Annotated in this window: 12 protein-coding genes; 10 read left to right on the forward strand and 2 right to left on the reverse strand. The window is 35.1% G+C overall.

Annotated features, from left to right (window positions below):
* The first annotated feature begins 89 nt into the window (after positions 1-89).
* The 10 genes from NLG42_RS18050 to NLG42_RS18095 all read left to right on the forward strand — a co-directional run bounded on the left by NLG42_RS18050 (position 90) and on the right by NLG42_RS18095 (position 15,648).
* The gene (locus NLG42_RS18050) at positions 90-3,524 is read left to right on the forward strand and encodes a SusC/RagA family TonB-linked outer membrane protein (protein ID WP_089056386.1); all 3,435 of its coding nucleotides are present in this window, start codon (positions 90-92) and stop codon (positions 3,522-3,524) included.
* An 18-nt stretch (positions 3,525-3,542) separates the two neighbouring features.
* Positions 3,543-5,006 carry a RagB/SusD family nutrient uptake outer membrane protein gene (locus NLG42_RS18055; RefSeq protein WP_257681795.1) on the forward strand — a complete coding sequence of 488 codons (1,464 nt, stop codon included), beginning with the start codon at positions 3,543-3,545 and terminating at the stop codon, positions 5,004-5,006.
* Positions 5,007-5,100: 94 nt separating this feature from the next.
* On the forward strand, positions 5,101-6,021 hold the full coding sequence (locus NLG42_RS18060; protein ID WP_257681796.1) for a dihydrodipicolinate synthase family protein: 921 nt from the start codon (positions 5,101-5,103) through the stop codon (positions 6,019-6,021).
* A gap of 29 nt (positions 6,022-6,050) precedes the next feature.
* On the forward strand, positions 6,051-7,223 hold the full coding sequence (locus NLG42_RS18065; RefSeq protein WP_257681797.1) for a galactose oxidase: 1,173 nt from the start codon (positions 6,051-6,053) through the stop codon (positions 7,221-7,223).
* 85 nt (positions 7,224-7,308) lie between these two features.
* Positions 7,309-8,550: an MFS transporter gene (locus NLG42_RS18070; protein ID WP_257681798.1), complete on the forward strand. Its 1,242-nt coding sequence runs from the start codon at positions 7,309-7,311 to the stop codon at positions 8,548-8,550.
* 130 nt (positions 8,551-8,680) lie between these two features.
* On the forward strand, positions 8,681-10,786 hold the full coding sequence (locus NLG42_RS18075; RefSeq protein ID WP_257681799.1) for a GDSL-type esterase/lipase family protein: 2,106 nt from the start codon (positions 8,681-8,683) through the stop codon (positions 10,784-10,786).
* A gap of 115 nt (positions 10,787-10,901) precedes the next feature.
* On the forward strand, positions 10,902-12,086 hold the full coding sequence (locus NLG42_RS18080; protein WP_257681800.1) for an AGE family epimerase/isomerase: 1,185 nt from the start codon (positions 10,902-10,904) through the stop codon (positions 12,084-12,086).
* A 296-nt stretch (positions 12,087-12,382) separates the two neighbouring features.
* Complete coding sequence (locus NLG42_RS18085) at positions 12,383-13,525, forward strand: sialidase family protein (RefSeq protein ID WP_089056392.1); 1,143 nt, start codon at positions 12,383-12,385, stop codon at positions 13,523-13,525.
* Between the two features lie 64 nt (positions 13,526-13,589).
* The gene (gene nagA, locus NLG42_RS18090; RefSeq protein ID WP_257681801.1) at positions 13,590-14,729 is read left to right on the forward strand and encodes an N-acetylglucosamine-6-phosphate deacetylase; all 1,140 of its coding nucleotides are present in this window, start codon (positions 13,590-13,592) and stop codon (positions 14,727-14,729) included.
* A gap of 1 nt (position 14,730) precedes the next feature.
* On the forward strand, positions 14,731-15,648 hold the full coding sequence (locus NLG42_RS18095; protein ID WP_257681802.1) for a DMT family transporter: 918 nt from the start codon (positions 14,731-14,733) through the stop codon (positions 15,646-15,648).
* Between the two features lie 160 nt (positions 15,649-15,808).
* Here the strand turns inward: NLG42_RS18095 and NLG42_RS18100 are convergent, their stop codons facing one another.
* Together NLG42_RS18100 and NLG42_RS18105 are read right to left on the reverse strand one after the other, a co-directional pair.
* The gene (locus tag NLG42_RS18100) at positions 15,809-16,723 is read right to left on the reverse strand and encodes a sulfatase-like hydrolase/transferase (RefSeq protein WP_257681803.1); all 915 of its coding nucleotides are present in this window, start codon (positions 16,721-16,723) and stop codon (positions 15,809-15,811) included.
* Positions 16,724-16,751: 28 nt separating this feature from the next.
* On the reverse strand, positions 16,752-17,429 hold the full coding sequence (locus tag NLG42_RS18105; RefSeq protein WP_257681804.1) for a sulfatase-like hydrolase/transferase: 678 nt from the start codon (positions 17,427-17,429) through the stop codon (positions 16,752-16,754).
* Positions 17,430-17,535: the final 106 nt, after the last annotated feature.

Raw genomic sequence — 17,535 nt, forward strand, 5'->3', positions numbered from 1 at the left:
AGCTGGCAAGTTCCTGTAAGGAACAATGATTGGAGAATAAACATATAGACCTTTAACAAAGTTATTATTAACCAAACCATTACAAAAGTATGAAATTATTGCCTAAAAGTAAACCTAAAAATTATAGGTTTATTCCTAAACACGTAAAAGTTATTAAATTAACATCTACGTTACTTTTAGTTTTTACTATGCAGTTAGCAGATGCAAAAACGGAAAGAAGTATTGTTTTTACAGATAAAAATGTAAAAAAGAACGACCCTATTCAAAAGAAAGTAACCGGAAAAGTGACCAATGAAAAAGGAGAATCACTGCCGGGTGTAAATATCGTTGCTAAAGGAACTAATGTAAGCACACAAACAGATTTTGACGGAAACTTTGCTTTTGAAGTTCCAGATAATGCTACAACTTTAATTGTTACCTATATAGGTTTACAAGATCAGGAAGTAACAATAACAGGAGGTTCTCTTAACATTGTTTTGAAAGAAATTGGACAGCAGATGAATGAGGTAATTGTAGTAGGATATGGTTCTCAAAACAGAAGAACTTTGAGTACTGCAGTTTCTAAACTGGACAAAAAAGTTTTAGAAAATGTTCCATATTCAAACGTAACGCAGTCTTTGCAAGGAAGTGTAACTGGTTTGGTGGTTAAAACTTCATCTGGTCAGCCCGGAAAAGCATCCAATGTGATAGTCCGAGGAGGTACATCTATCGACAACCCTTCTGGAGCAACACCTTTATATATTGTTGACGGTGTAATTCGTACGCAGATTGATGATATAAATTCAGCTGATATAGCTTCGCTTCAAGTTTTAAAAGATGCTGCTGCTACTTCTATTTACGGTGCAAGAGCTTCAAATGGTGTAATTATCATTACTACTACAACAGGAAAAGCAGGTAAACTAAAAGTTACTTATAATGCCTCTACGCAAATCAGTCATGTTGCAAAAAAATATAACTTTATGGATGGGGGAGATTATATTAAATTTCAACGTCAAGGTTTGTATAATGCTGCAGAACTTGCTGGACTTTCAACAACTACTGGTATTGCGAGATTAGGACAATTAACTGGTGCTACGCCAGCAGGAACAGGAAATAATTTACAAAGTAATACTCCTTTTGCAACCTTACTAAAGTCTAATTTATCTGCAGATACCGTTAGTCAATTGCAGGCAAAAGGCTGGCAGGAAATCGCAGATCCATTAAATCCAAGTAATACTATTATCTACAAAAGTACGGATTGGAACGATGTTTTATTTCAGAGTGCTGTAACGCAAAATCATAATCTTGGTTTCAGCGGAGGTACTGATACCGGCGTATTCGATTTGAGTCTTGGTTATTTAAAAGGCGATGGAATTACCATTTTTACAGGGTATCAAAGATTTACAAGTAAATTGAATGCATCATTAAAAGTTGCTGATAATTTTACTTTAAACGGACGTGTGTTATTTTCTAAATCGAGTAATAATCAAGTTGTTGCCAATAGTGTTGTTTTCAACAGATATTTAGGAAACTCACCTACTACAAAAATGTATTTAGAAGATGGTTCATTGGCTCCAGGTCAAAACAACATCAACGGAAATCCATTATATCAAATGGGTAAAGTAAAAGGAATCAACGAAAACAATAAACTGCAAATGAGTGTAGACGGTGAATTAAAACTGGCAACAGACTTTACCTTCACTCCTTCTATGTCTCTTTACAGCGAAAACGAAAATGACAATACTTTTCAACAGGCTTTTTTAAGCGGCAGCAGCGGATTAGTTGATAATACACGTACGGCAACTCGATTAAGCAATCAAATTTATCAAGTACAATACGAAGGAGTTTTTGCTTATAAAAAAGGATGGGATGCGATTGGTGATTTTGATGCAAAATTAGGAGCTTCAAAATACGACAGAACAATTAAAGCTTTTAATGCTTCAGGAAAAGGAAGTCCTTCTGATTTAGCACAAACTTTAGATTCGTCTCCAGTTCCTGTTTCGGTTTACAGCAACAATACTAAATTAGTTTTAAACAGTGTATTTGGCCGTTTAAACTATGATTATAAAAACAGATATTTTGCTACAGCTTCTTTCCGTTATGACGGTTCATCAAGTTTAGGTCCAGATAATAGATATGGATTTTTCCCTGGAATATCTGCAGGATGGAATATGCAGGAAGAAAAATTTTGGGCAAATGTAATGCCTAAATTCTTCTCATCTCTTAAACTTCGTGGTAGTTATGGAGTAAATGGTAACTTAGGAACTCTGGGAGATTTTCAGGCTGGCGGATTGTATGCTGGTACAACAAACGGACTTCCGAACAGCTACAACGGACAATCGGCAATTATTAATTCTCAAATTGCTAATCCAGGTTTAAAATGGGAACAATCTGAAACAATCAACGGTGGTTTTGATATCGGATTTAATGGAGATAAGATTAGAATTATTGGAGATTTCTACAACAAGTTAACTTCAGATTTATTAACGAATTTGACTTTACCTTCAAATAGTGGTTTCTCTACCGTTTTAACCAATTTAGGAGGATTAAGAAGTAAAGGTTTTGAGCTTGAAGTACAAGCAAATGTTTACAATCAAAATGATTGGAAAATCAATGTTGGAGCAAACGTTTCGCACAATACAAACACAGTTGAAAAGCTTCCATTTAATGGAAACACAAATAACAGAATTGGCGGAACTGAAATTTACGATGTAAAAAGCGGAACTTATAAATATGTAGGCGGATTGCAGGAAGGTCAAAAAATTGGAGATTTCTATGCGCACAAACAACTATACATTCTTTCTACTCAAGCTGAAGCCGATGCTTACAACTTAAAAGTTAAAGATACGTACGTAACAAAAACAGCTGCAAACGGTGGAAACCCAACTGGTAAAAAATTCGCTGGAGATGCCGTATTTGAAGATACTGATAATAATGGTGTAATCGACAGCCGAGACAGACAATATATGGGGAATATGTTCCCAACATTTGTGGGAGGTTTTAATTTTGATGCTGCTTACAAAGGGTTTTCTTTAACAGTTAGAACAGATTATTCGTTAGGAGCTACAATTTACAACGAAGCAAGAGCACGTTTCTTAGGTCAGTTTCAAGGAAACTATGGCTTATTAGCCGAAAGTGCACAAGCTTGGCAAAAAGAAGGTGATATTACTGATGTTCCTCGTTACCGTTGGGCAGATCAAACGAATCAAAATAACTTATTTAGATCAGAAGCAAGCGGTGCTGCTTACAACACCAATATGTTTCAAGGTAACAGCCGTTACTACGAAAGCGGAGATTACTTATGTATTAGAGAAATCACATTCAGTTACAACTTTCCAAAATCGTTAGTCGAAAAAGCAAGATTAACATCATTTCGTTTGTACGTAACCGGAAGCAATTTATACTACTTTACTAAATACAAAGGATTAAGCCCTGAAGTGCAAGGTATCGACGGAGGATCTAGTTTAGGATTAAACGCTGCAGGATCTACTGGTACATATCCAGTGCCTAGAAACATTATACTTGGTTTAAATATCGGTTTGTAAATTTTTAATACTAAAATCATGAAAAAGAAATTTCTTTTATATTCTATACTATTTGCTGGTTTCTCTCTATTCACCTCTTGTCAGGACGAACTAGAATTAACATCTGATAGTGTCATTACCTCAGATAGTTTTTGGAAAACAGAAGACGACGCAAAGGCTGGTGTAAACGGTATGTATGTTAACTTCAGAATCCAAACACAGCAAAATTATTATCTTCTTGGAGGTGCAAGAAGTGCCGAAATAACTGGAGGAGTTCAATCTCCATTAACATTAGCAAATTATTACAATAACAACCTTACACCTCAAAACATCGATGTTGATTGGGCTGGATTGTACACTACAATACATCAGGCGAATTTGATTTTAAAGTATGTACCGCAAATTCCATTTAGTCCAAGTACGGTAAAAGAGCAAAAAAGATACATTGCACAAGCGTATACAATGCGTGCTTTATGCTACTTTATCATGGCGCGTTCGTGGGGAGGTGTTCCAATTGTAACAGAACCAACAGAAAATACTAATCAATCACAGTATATTATTCCGCGTAACACAATCGAAGAAACATTTGCTTTTATTAAATCAGACATTGATAAAGCAATTGCAAACTTCCCTGATACAGCAAATAATACAATTCAATTAGCGCTTCCATCCGTACAAGCCTTAAAAGCGGATGTCTATTTATGGACAGCAAAACAATTAAGCGGCGGAACAGCAGATTTAAACACTGCTTTAGCTTCTGTGAATGCCATACCAGGAACTCCAACTTTATTGCCTAACTTTAAAGATGTTTTTGCTTATGATAAAAAAGGAAATGCCGAAGTACTTTTTGCAGTTCGTTATTCACTTGCAGACTTACCGTCTTCATTGTTAGACAACTGGAATCAATTTATGTTTGTTGGTCCAAGTGATTTTGCTCCATTAACAGCTGCGCAGGCAACTGCAGTTTTTGGAACACTGGGAACAGGATCTGGAAATGCAGGTATTTCGAGAGTACAGCCAGATATTACCAAATTTAATTTTGCTTCTACAGATACTAGAAAAGCAGCAACTTATTTAACTTTATACAATGGTGCAACTCCTGTTGTTACAGGATTAGTGAAATACAACGGAACTGTTGACGGTACAATTAGACGATTTGTAAGTGATATTATCATTTACCGCTGGGCTGATGTTTTATTAATGAAAGCTGAAATTAAAAATGCTTTAGGTCAAGATCCCTCAACAGAAATGAATTTGGTTATGAAAAGAGCCGATGCAACAGCCTCTTTTACAAATGGTTCACAAACAGCAAATGATGATCTTATTTTAAAAGAACGTTTAAAAGAATTGGCTTTTGAAGGTAAATCATGGTGGGATTTAGTTCGTTTCAACAAAACAAACCTAGTATCATCTATGACAGCTGGCAAAGAAGTTTTGTTCCCAATCTCTCAGAATACAATCAATTTCAATCCAAAAATTGTTCAAAATCCGCTTAGCAAATAAAATTTAAAAAATATAAGTTTAAAATCAGGCTGAGAATCTAAAACGTTCTCAGTCTGATTCAAACAAAATACATCAATAATAAAAAAATACAATCATGAAAATTGAACATTTACAAGGTCTTATCTCTGCACCTTTTACTCCATTCGACAGCAGCGGAAAATTAGATTTAAGCTTGATTCCTCCTTATTACGCTTTCTTAAAAAGAAACGGAGTTACCGGTGCATTCATCATTGGTTCAACTGGAGAAGGTGTTTCTATTTCGCTTGAAGAAAAGAAAGCTGTAGCACAGGCTTGGGCTGATTGCTCTAATCACGATGCCGATTTTAAAGTAATGGTTTTTCTTGGAGGAACTTCGCTTACTGACTGTATCGAATTAGCAAAACACTCTTATGAAATTGGTTTATATGCCGTTTCTATAACTGCACCATTTTATTTCAAACCATCAAGCGTTGATACATTGGCAGAAATTTGTATTAAAGTTGGAGAAAGTGTTCCAAATATGCCTTTGTACTATTATCATATTCCAGTATTAACAGGAGTAAATATTGCAATGTTTGATTTAGTTAGAGCATTAGACGGAAAACTGCCAAACTTCGCAGGCGTGAAATATACACATGAAGATTTCATGGATTTTCAAAGCTGCATGAGTTATGCTGATGGAAAGTTTGATATGCTTTGGGGACGTGACGAAAATATGCTTTCTGCATTGGTTTTAGGTGCAAAAGGTGCTGTAGGAAGTACGTTTAACTATGCTGCTCCATTATACTATGATTTAATCGACGCTTTTAATGCAAACGATTTGGTGAAGGCACGTAAACTGCAGCAAAAATCTATTGATATGATTCGTTTCTTAGGGAAATACGGTGGAATTTCTGTTGGAAAAGCCTACATGAAATTGGTTGGACATGATTTAGGCGAATTTAGATTACCAGTTAAAAACATGAGCGCGGCACAATTTGAGTTATTCAAAAAAGATGTTGAAGGTTTAAATTTTGATGAATTTAAATCAAAATAATTAAGTTCGTTTTTCTAAAACAAGCCTTTATGAATACTGTATTTTCTTCTTTAATTTTTACCTTTTTTATGATGTCGACAACAATAAGTTCAGCGCAAAAAACAACTATAAAAAGCGTCGAATGGCAAAAAGCCGCGCAATTACAAAATGAAGACGGAAGCCTGTCTTTAGGTTTTGCAGGCCCTATTAACGGAGTTTATAATGACGTTTTTATTACGGCAGGCGGAGCAAATTTTCCAGATAAAAAGCCTTGGGAAGGAGGAAAAAAACACTATTCGAAAGAAATTCATGTTTTAGAAAAAATCAAAGACCAATATCAATGGAATAAGAAAAATTCTGTTTCATTGCCAGAACCTATCGCTTATTCAGGAAGTACATCGACAAGTCTTGGAATTGTATATGTGGGAGGAGAAAATGAAAACGGACTTTCTAAAAAAGCATATCTTTTAAAATGGAACAGCAAGCAAAATGAAATCGAACTACAATCACTGCCCGATTTTCCAATCGCCGTTACCAATATTGCCTTGACTAGTTTAAATAATATAGTATATGCGATTGGCGGAGACGAAGCTGCAAAATCATCTGATTTGGTTTTTAGTATTGATTTAAATGCTGCTGAATCTGAATGGAAATCACTTCCTAAATTGCCATTTGCTTTAGCGAACTCAGTTGCAGTAATTCAGAAAGATAAAAACGAAACCAATATTTATATCATTGGCGGAAGAACAAAAACACCATCAGGAATAAGTGATTTACACAATACTACATTGGTTTTTAATTTAAAAAGTCAAACTTGGGAAAGTAAAGCCATAATTACTGACGGTAAAAACACGACGAATTTTTCTGCTGGTGCAGGTGTCGCTTTCGGAAATCAATACATTTTGATTACCGGCGGAGATAACGGAACTACTTTTCATAAAATCGAAACGTATTTATCTCAAATTTCAAAAGCTTCTTCAGAAGAAGAAAAATCAAAGCTTATTGCAGAGAAAAACATATTAAATACAACGCATAAAGGTTTTTACAATGCTGTTTTACTTTACAACACACAAACAAATAAATGGTCAAAAATTGGAGAACTTCCCTTTCTTGCGCATGTAACGACACCGGCAGTGTTATGGAACAATAAAATTGTTTTATCGAATGGAGAAATCAAACCAGGAATACGCACGCCAAATGTCATGATAGGAAGTATCAAATAATATATTTTAAGCTTAAAATCTAATACGTTTTTAAAAACTGCTAGATCTACCAAAACACAATCAAAAAAAAACCACATCAAAAAAAATGAAAAACTCTAAATATTATCCTTGGTTAGTAGTCGCCTTACTTTGGATTGTAGCGCTACTAAATTACATGGACAGGCAAATGCTTGCTACTATGAGACCATCGATGGAAAATGATATTCCAGAATTAGTGTCTGGTGAAAACTTTGGACGTTTAATGGCTATTTTTCTTTGGATTTATGCTTTAATGAGTCCAATATCAGGAATTATTGCCGATAAGTTAAATAGAAAATGGCTTATTATAGGCAGTTTGTTTGTTTGGTCTGCGGTTACTTATGCAATGGGTTACGCGACAACGTATAATCAAATTTATTGGCTTCGAGCTGTTATGGGTGTAAGTGAAGCTTTATATATTCCAGCTGGTTTGTCTCTAATTGCCGATTTTCATCAGCAAAAAACGAGATCACTTGCTATTGGTATTCATATGACTGGTTTATATGTAGGTTCGGCATTGGGTGGTTTTGGCGCTACGATTGCGGCTAAATTTTCTTGGCATACTACTTTTCATCATTTTGGTATTGTGGGTATTGTTTATTCATTCATTTTAGTTTTCTTATTAAGTGAGAAAAAAGTTGAAACTAAAACTTTAGATTCTGAATTTAATAAAACGCATGAAAAAGATCCATTGTTCAAAGGTCTGGCGTTATTATTTACCAATATTTCATTTTGGGTAATTCTGTTTTATTTTGCTATCATAAGTTTACCGGGCTGGGCAACTAAAAACTGGCTTCCTACCCTATTCTCGGACAACTTGGGTATTTCAATGGATCAGGCTGGACCTTTAGCAACAATCACCATTTCATTTTCATCATTATTAGGAGTTCTATTTGGAGGTATTTTATCAGACAAATGGGTTCAAAAAAATATAAGAGGAAGAGTTTATACCAGTGCAATAGGTTTAAGCTTAACAATTCCAGCATTAATGTTAATTGGTTTTGGACATTCATTATGGCACGTGGTTGGCGCAGTTTTATGTTTTGGTATAGGATACGGAATGTTTGATGCCAATAATATGCCCATTATCTGTCAGTTTGTTTCTTCAAAACACAGAGCCACCGCATATGGCGTTTTGAATATGACAGGCGTTGCCTGCGGTGCATTAGTTACTTCTTTGCTTGGTAAATCAGCCGATACCGGCAGCTTAGGTTATGGTTTTTCCTTAATGGCTGGTGTCGTTCTGATTGCATTGATCGCTCAAATCAGCTTTTTACGTCCTAAAGTAAATGATTTTGCCGATGCATAAAGCGTAGCGTAATCCCTTAATTTATTTATCCTGAAAATTAATTAGTTGGCTTTTGGTTTTATAAGTCAGGGCGGAGCCTTGCGCTCTGCCCAGCTTATAATGTATTAAGTTTTAAAAATTTAATTAGAAAATGAGAATACTGAATCGAAATTTACTTCTGCTCGCCTTGTTTATTTTTGTGCTCGTTCACACTAAAATAAATGCGCAGCAAAACACCGTAAAAGTTGCCTGTATCGGAGATTCTGTGACAGCTGGATATCTACTAGCCAATTCTAAAACAGAATCATATCCTTCGCAGCTGCAAATTTTACTGGGTAATAAATTTGAAGTTCAAAATTTTGGGCACAGCGGTGCAACACTCTTAAAAAAAGGAAGTAAGCCTTATTATAAAACAGAAGAATGTGCCAAAGCTATTGCCTATAAACCAGATATTGCAATTATTCATTTAGGCTTAAACGACACTGATCCTAGAAACTGGCCAAATTATAGAGAAGATTTTAATGCTGATTATTCTTGGATTATCGATACTTTAAAAAAGCAAAATCCAAAAGTAAAAATATACATCTGCCGCATGACACCCATTTTTAACGAACACAATCGTTTTAAATCGGGAACACGCGATTGGTTTTGGCAGATTCAGGAACATATCTCTGAAATTGCAGCGGCAAATGATGTAAAACTCATTGATCTTCATGAAAAATTATACAATCGTCCAGATCTTTTTCCAGATGCTTTACATCCAATAAAAGAAGGTGCAGCGATCCTAGCGCAGACTGTTTACGAAAATATTTCTCAGAATTTTGGAGGTTTAAAACTTGGCGCCGTTTTCAGCGATAATATGATACTTCAGCGTGAAAAGCCAATTGTAATTTACGGAAACGCAAATGGAGGCAGTAAAGTTGAAGTACTTTTTGACAATCAAAAAGAAATCGTAACCACAAATGAATATGGAAAATGGAAAGCCGTTTTTCCAGCAATGAAATCTGGCGGAACACATCAAATTAAAATTTCATCTGACAAAAAAAGCATTGTTTTAAAGAATATTTTAATTGGAGATATATGGTTTTGCTCAGGACAATCGAATATAGCATTTCCACTGAAAAATGCCGAAAACGGGACTTCGGTCATTAAAAACGCACAAAGCAATACAACATTACGTCTTTTTAATTTTGAAGTTCTTCAGGAAACAGAGGAAAAAGCTTGGGACTCTACAGTTTTAGAAAAAACCAATCAATTACAATACTTTTCAGGAAAATGGAAAGTCTGCGATTCTATAAGTGCCAAAAACTTCTCGGCAATTGCCTTTTTTTTTGGTCAAAATATTACTAGAGAAGAAAATGTACCTATTGGCTTAATAGAAGTTGCTGTTGGCGGATCTCCAATCGAATCCTGGATCGACAGATATACTTTAGAACACGACAATAAAGTTGTAGATGTTTTGACGAATTGGCGAAAATCTGATTTTATAATGCCTTGGGTAAGATCACGTGCAGATGAAAATTTAAAAAATGCTGTAAACCCAAAACAACGTCATCCGTACGCACCGAGCTACAACTATGAAGCAGGAATTACACATTTTACAGAGTTTCCCATAAAAGGATTTCTGTGGTATCAAGGCGAAAGCAATGCACACAATATTGAATTATACGAACATTTAATGCCTGTAATGGTTCAAAGCTGGCGAAAAGCTTGGGGAGCTTCCCTTCCTTTTTACTACGTGCAATTATCGAGTATCGATCGTCCGTCTTGGGCCTCATTTAGAGATATGCAAAACAGAATCCAGAAAGAAATTCCAAACAGCGGTATGGCAGTTAGTATGGATCTTGGCGATTCGACAAATGTACATCCGATAAGGAAAAAACAAATTGGAGACAGACTGGCTCTACTTGCTTTAAAATATACTTATGGCAAAAATATAACCGCAAACGGTCCAGCTGTTTTAAAAGCGATACAAAAAGGAGATGCAATTCTAGTTTCTTTTTCAAATGCAAAACAATTACAAACTGCAGATAAAAAAGAGTTAATCGGTTTTGAATTAGTGACCGAAAAAGGAAACAGAATGGACTGTAAAGCTGAAATAGTCAATAATCAAGTCAAGATTACTATTCCGAAAACCGAAAAGATTAAAACGGTCTTTTATGCTTGGAAACCTTATACGAAAGCCAATTTGGTAAATGAGGAAAATCTGCCTTGCTCGACTTTTCAAACGGAAGTAATTTCTTCAAGCACAAATTAGAATACATCTCCCAAAAAACATATAAACTTTTACGCATTGAAAATACGATACAAAAAGTAAAACATAGTAAATCAAAGCCTAACGATATTGGTAGGTATAAAAAAATACTTAAAAAATGAGTTATACAACGACAGACCTGATAGATTTAAAAGATTTTTATCAGAAGCAATTACTTAAAAACACCATTCCTTTCTGGTTTCCTCACTCTATTGACACTGTTCATGGCGGTTATTTGTTAATGCGAAATCAAACAGGTGAATTAATAGATGATGACAAATCGGTTTGGTTTCAAGGACGTACAGCATGGCTTCTTTCAACACTTTATAATACAATTGAACCTAAACAAGAATGGCTGGACGGCGCAAAATCTGGTATCGATTTTATAAACAAACATTGTTTTGATACGGATGGAAGAATGTTTTTTCATGTAACACGCGATGGAAGTCCTATTCGTAAACGCCGTTATTATTTTTCTGAGACTTTCGCTGTTATCGCAATGAGTGCTTATGCTAAAGCAAGCGGTGACGAAAAGGTCGCTGAACAAGCGCGTCATTTATTTGGAGAATGTATTAAATATGCGACTACACCAGGATTGTTAGAACCAAAATATACTGCTGTGCGTCCGGCAAAAGGAATTGGTTCTCCAATGATTATGATTAACACTGCACAACAGATAAGAGAAACTATTGGTGATCCTAGATGTGATGAATGGATTACTAAATGGATTGCTGAAATCGAAAATGATTTTGTTAAACATGATATTGAATGTGTAATGGAACAGGTTGCGCCAGACGGTTCTATAATTGATCATATCGACGGACGAACTTTGAATCCCGGACATGCAATTGAAGGTGCATGGTTTATCTTGCATGAAGCAAAATATAGAAATAATGATCCGCATTTAATTGAATTGGGGTGCAAAATGCTCGATTATATGTGGGAACGCGGCTGGGATAAAGAACATGGAGGAATTTTGTATTTTCTTGATGTATACGGAAATCCTGTACAGGAATATTGGCAGGACATGAAATTTTGGTGGCCTCATAATGAAGTAATTATTGCGACACTTCTCGCCTACACGATGACTGGAAATGAAAAATATGCAAAATGGCACAAAATGATTCATGACTACTCTTACAGTAAGTTTCATGATAAAGAAAACGGAGAATGGTTTGGTTATCTGCATCGAGACGGAAGCGTTGCACAAACTGCAAAAGGAAATCTTTACAAAGGACCTTTTCATTTACCACGCCAAGAATGGTACTGCCTGCAGCTTCTAAATGAAACTTTAAACCAATAATTAACTAGGCGTTGGCTTAGTTTAAATAATAAAGTTAAACACATAGAAACATAGATTGTATACCTAAAAAAGAATACAAAAAGAAACCCATTTCTTTCATATAGATATGCTTTTTGCATTTTAATTAAGTGAAACGCCTTTTTAAAGAAGCAAAAGTCAATCCCGAAAGTTATAGGGATTATGTCTTAAAATTAATTACACTCAACAAGTTAATTTAAATATATTAGCAACAACTATTCGAATTTGATTGAGCGTTTCTGAAACAGAAAACCTTAAAATCTATTTTTATTTTAATTATGAAAAAATATTTCACACTACTGTTATTAACTTCTGCGACAATGATTTATGCACAGAAGGAAACTTATAAAATCGCAGATGGCGTAATCACTAGTCAGGATTTATTTAATAAATCGATGGTTAAGGACGTTTCCTGTTTTAGGATTCCATCTATAGTAACGGCTCCAAATGGTGATTTGATTGCTGCTATCGATGAACGTGTTCCTTCGTGCGGTGATTTAAAATGGAGCAAAGACATTAATATTGTTATTCGCAGAAGCGCTGATAATGGAAAAACATGGTCAGAGATTGAAAAAGTAGCCGATTTTCCTTTCGGGCAATCTGCGTCAGATCCTTCGATGATTGTTGACAAACAAACTAATGAAATCTTTTTGTTCTATAATTTTATGGACTTGGATAAGGAAAAAGATGTTTATTATTTGCATGTTGTAAAAAGCAGTGACAATGGTAAAACTTGGAGTAAAGCTCAAGATATTACGAGCCAAATTGCGAAACCGGAATGGCATAAGGATTTTAAGTTTATAACTTCTGGACGCGGAATACAAACAAAAAACGGAAAGTTGTTGCATACTTTAGTAAATTTAACGAGCGGCTTGTATATTTTTGGAAGTAATGATCATGGAAAAACATGGTTTTTTATTGACACACCTATAAAACCTGCGGACGAATCAAAAATTATTGAATTGGCTGACGGAAGCTGGATGGTTAATGCAAGGGTAAACAAAGGCGGAATGCGATATGTACATACTTCTACTGATGAGGGAAAAACTTGGAGCACTAAACCAGAACCTAAATTGATAGATCCGGGCTGTAATGCTGAAATTATTCGATACACAGCTAAAGCTGATGGTTATGACAAGAATAGAATTCTGTTTTCGAATGCTAAAATGGAAAAGGATAGAATGAATCTAACGGTTCGTATTAGTTATGATGAAGGAAAAACATGGACAGAAGGAAAAACTATATATGGCGGCGGATCGGCTTATTCGTCTCTTACAATACTTGAGAATGGAGATATTGGAGTGTTTTTTGAAAAAGACGACTATACTCAAAATACTTTCGTAAGCTTTTCATTAAAATGGCTTACAGACGGGAAGGACAATTATAAGAAACCTTCTCAAAAAGGAAAATCAAAGAAATAAAAAACGGCTTAAACCAATGTAGATTCAAAGTTTACTGGATAGTTTAATTTACATAACAAAAACAATGAAACAAGCTATTGTCAATGCTATTGTGCATACAGGTGATGAGATAATTGATAACGGAGTGATTATCGTAGAAAATGGAGCTGTTCTTTCGGTTCAAAAAGAGGTTCCAAATGATCTACCTCAACTCGATTTAAAAGAAAAGCATATAGCAGCAGGATTTATAGATATTCAGATAAATGGAGGTGAAAAACTTTATTTTAGCCAAACACCTACTGAAGAAACGATTCAGGATATTTATGATTCAAGTTTAAAATATGGTACAACTCATGTTTTACCTTGTTTAATTTCATCGTCTAATGAAACAATTCTGCAAGGAATTGAAGCGACTAAAAATTACATACAAAAACACAATAACGGTGTAATTGGAATGCATTTAGAAGGTCCGTTCTTAAACCCTTTAAAACGAGGCGCTCACAGTATCGATCAGGTTCGCAAACCAACAAATAGTGAACTTGAAGAAATTATCAGATACGGAAAAGATGTGATAAAAGTAATTACAATCGCACCTGAATGTTTTACTGACGAGCAATTAAATATGCTTTTAGAAAGCGGTATTACAATTTCGGCAGGACATTCTACAATAGGTTATAAAGAGGCACAGCATTACTTTTCAAAAGGTATAAATCTTGTAACACATCTGTTTAATGCTATGACTCAATTTGGTCATCGTGAACCGGGATTAGTTGGTGCTGTTTTTGAAAATGAAAATGTTTTTGCTCCCGTAATTTTAGATGGAGCACATTGTGATTATGCAGCCGCAAGGTTGGCTTATAAACTAAAACAAGACAAATTCTTTTTGATCAGTGATGCCACATTTTTAGGGCGAAAAATAGAAAGTTTTAAATGGGATAATTTTGATGCTCATCTTGAAAATGGCTTTTATAGAAATGACGAAGGTAATTTGGCTGGAGCCACAATCTCAATGTTAGAAGCGGTTCAAAATGCTTATAATCATTTGAATGTTTCTGCAGATGAAGCGGTAAAAATGGGAACAACACGTGTTGCAAATGCGATTGGTTTAGGAGAGAAATTTGGAAAAATAAAAACAGGTTTTCCTGCAAGTTTTGTTCAATTCAATGCTGATTTATCACATATCGAAACGCTGTATTTTTCTAAAACCTCAACAGCAGTTTTATAAAATGATTAAAGAAAAGCTGCTTCCGATTACTGCCAAAATCAAAGAATTTAAAATCATTTTTGCTGGAATATTATTTGCCTTTTTATGGGCATCAGCATCGACTGCTACCAAAATAGGTCTTCATGCTGCACAGCCTTTTGTGATTTCTATTTTTAGGTTTGTAATAGCCGGAAGCATTATGCTTTTTATTTCTCATATTTTAATGGCAAAACGACTGCCTCAAAAAAAAGAGTGGATTCAAATTAGTATTTACGGTTTGTTTAATATTACTTTTTATTTAGGCTTATATGTTGTTGCCATGCAAAAAGTATCTGCCGGTTTAGGGAGTTTGGCTGTTGCGACTAATCCTGTTTTTATTGTTTTGATCTCGGCGATTTGGTTATCTCATAAAATTAAAATTAAAAATATAATTAGTCTGTTTCTTTGTTTTATTGGTGTGTTTTTAGCGGCATATCCTTTATTGCAAAGCAGTTTTGCAACTCCCGGCGGCATACTTATTTTGGTTGCAAGTATGATCGCCTATTCGTTAGGCACTATTTATTATTCTAAACAAAACTGGAACGGATTACACATTCTTACCATCAATGGGTGGCAAACCATTATTGGGGCTGTGTTTCTGATTCCAGTATTATGGATTACTTATCAATCTGATCAAAATGTTTTTAACAGTGATTTCTGGTTTTCGACTTCGTGGCTTGCCATTGCTGTTTCTATTGGAGCAGTTCAGTTTTGGTTGTATTTATTAAAGATTAATCCAATAAAAGCCTCTTATTGGCTTTTTCTATGTCCAATTTTCGGGTTTTTAATTGCCTATTTTATGGTAAATGAACCGCTTACTTTGTATACCCTTTTTGGTGTAATCTTTGTAATAATAGGATTATATACCAGTCTTTCTATCGACAGAAAGAAAAATACCTAAGAAAACTACAATTAAATTGATTTTTTGAAGAAGAGAAAAGCCTTTTTAGCCACAACTTTAAAGGCTTTCTTTTTTATATATTGTCAAAATAATTGATTTTATTCCATAAAAAAAGCCCGACGCAAATCGGGCTTAATGGTATAAAGTAAGATAGAATTATTTAGTTTTTTGGATCGACACTCAAAGCCGGCAGTGAAAGCTGTTTATTATTTAGTAACTGTTTAGCCTGCTCAATAGTTCTGTATCTGCCAATTTCCATAGGTCCTCCATAAGCACCACTTTGTTGTGGTCGTGGAGGAACAGCTGCATAAGTTTTCATAAGTTCAAGAATAACTTGATCAAAAATTACCATTGTCCATGTTTTCTCTGTAAAACTATTCATAAAAAGATCATAACGTTCTTGTGGATCTTGCCATAAGTCGTACACAGCAGGAACGGTTGCAATATAAGTTTGATCACCTCTCCAGCCTAGTTGCTGTCCCGGCATATCACTTCCTGCCTGCGCACCATTATCACCTCGGGTATTAAATACTGCCTTCCATTTTCCAATACGTGCGGCTCCAGGAGATAGCTCGTTTTCTGTAAAATAAAACCATCTGTCACGAAGTGGTTTTCCTTTTTTGAATAAAACATTCGACATATCGTAACTGTCAAAAACCATTGGTTTACCTTCTCTATCATTTTTAGGCAGTTCAACTCCTGCAAGACTTGCAAAAGTTGCCATCAAATCTAAACCTCCCACGATATCATGACTTTGGCTTCCTGCTTCAATTTGACCCGGCCACCAAGCAATAGCAGGAACTCGGCTTCCTCCTTCTCTATCTGTTCCTTTTGATCCTCTAAATGGCGTATATCCAGAATCAGGGTGAACGTCTTGCCATGCTCCGTTATCAACGGTATAAATTACAATAGTATTATCTGCAATTCCATGCTGACGAATTTTATCCATAATTCGGCCAACATTATAATCCATTTCTACAACTGCATCACCATATTTGCTTTTGGCTGGTGATTTTCCTTTAAATTGTTTTGAAGGTAAATTTGGCTGGTGATTTTTAGCAAAATTGATACACATAAAAAATGGATCTTTTGATTTTCCATATTCATCCAGCTGTTTTTAGATTATTATCTACCATATTTATATCTAATTCGGCAATATTTTCTTCAGTTACAGGACCTGTATCACGTGCTGGTTTTCCTGCTTCTCCTTCAAGAATACCTTTGGTCGCTTTTTTAATGAAATCAGATATTTCTGGTGCCATATCAGGATTCCATGAAGGGAAACAATAGGTATATGCATTTAAGTGATATAGTACCACGTTTTGCATTTTATCAAATCCATGTGCAATTGGCATCGCATAATCTGCTTCACCCAAATGCCATTTTCCAGAAAAGTAAGTTTTATAATTTGCCTTTTTCAAAATAGATGCCAATGTCCATTCAGCAGCAGGAAGTCCGCCTCCTTCACCTTGAAAAGCAACAGTTGTCATACCGCTTCGGTTTGGGATTCTGCCTGTAATCATGGCCGCTCTTCCCGGAGTACAACTTGGCTGTCCATAAAACGACCAAAACTGCATGCCTTCTTTAGCCATTCTGTCCAAATTTGGAGTCGGCATTCCGCGGCCGACACCGCCGCCATAAACTCCTAAATCTCCCCAGCCTGTATCATCAGAAATTACCATAATGATATTTGGCTTCTTTTTAGTTTGTGCATTAATTACTCCTATCGAAGCTATGCAGAACAAACACGCAAAAAATATTCGGAAGGCATTTTTTTTCATAGTTTAAAATTTTAAGGATTAGAATTTATAAATGAAATTGTATGGAAGTACTTTTTAATTGTCTGCCGAAGATTATCAGCTTAAGATTGATTCTCAAATTTAAATA

Source organism: Flavobacterium plurextorum, from assembly GCF_024638035.1.
GTDB classification, from domain to species: Bacteria; Bacteroidota; Bacteroidia; order Flavobacteriales; family Flavobacteriaceae; genus Flavobacterium; species Flavobacterium plurextorum.

Coding starts and splice junctions, on each gene's coding strand:
- NLG42_RS18050 (WP_089056386.1), top strand. CDS start 90: ATGAAATTATTGCCTAAAAGTAAACCTAAAAATTATAGGTTTATTCCT.
- NLG42_RS18105 (WP_257681804.1), bottom strand. CDS start 17,429: ATGAAAAAAAATGCCTTCCGAATATTTTTTGCGTGTTTGTTCTGCATA.
- NLG42_RS18070 (WP_257681798.1), top strand. CDS start 7,309: ATGAAAAACTCTAAATATTATCCTTGGTTAGTAGTCGCCTTACTTTGG.
- NLG42_RS18085 (WP_089056392.1), top strand. CDS start 12,383: ATGAAAAAATATTTCACACTACTGTTATTAACTTCTGCGACAATGATT.
- NLG42_RS18075 (WP_257681799.1), top strand. CDS start 8,681: ATGAGAATACTGAATCGAAATTTACTTCTGCTCGCCTTGTTTATTTTT.
- NLG42_RS18100 (WP_257681803.1), bottom strand. CDS start 16,723: ATGTGTATCAATTTTGCTAAAAATCACCAGCCAAATTTACCTTCAAAA.
- NLG42_RS18080 (WP_257681800.1), top strand. CDS start 10,902: ATGAGTTATACAACGACAGACCTGATAGATTTAAAAGATTTTTATCAG.
- NLG42_RS18055 (WP_257681795.1), top strand. CDS start 3,543: ATGAAAAAGAAATTTCTTTTATATTCTATACTATTTGCTGGTTTCTCT.
- NLG42_RS18095 (WP_257681802.1), top strand. CDS start 14,731: ATGATTAAAGAAAAGCTGCTTCCGATTACTGCCAAAATCAAAGAATTT.
- NLG42_RS18060 (WP_257681796.1), top strand. CDS start 5,101: ATGAAAATTGAACATTTACAAGGTCTTATCTCTGCACCTTTTACTCCA.
- nagA (WP_257681801.1), top strand. CDS start 13,590: ATGAAACAAGCTATTGTCAATGCTATTGTGCATACAGGTGATGAGATA.
- NLG42_RS18065 (WP_257681797.1), top strand. CDS start 6,051: ATGAATACTGTATTTTCTTCTTTAATTTTTACCTTTTTTATGATGTCG.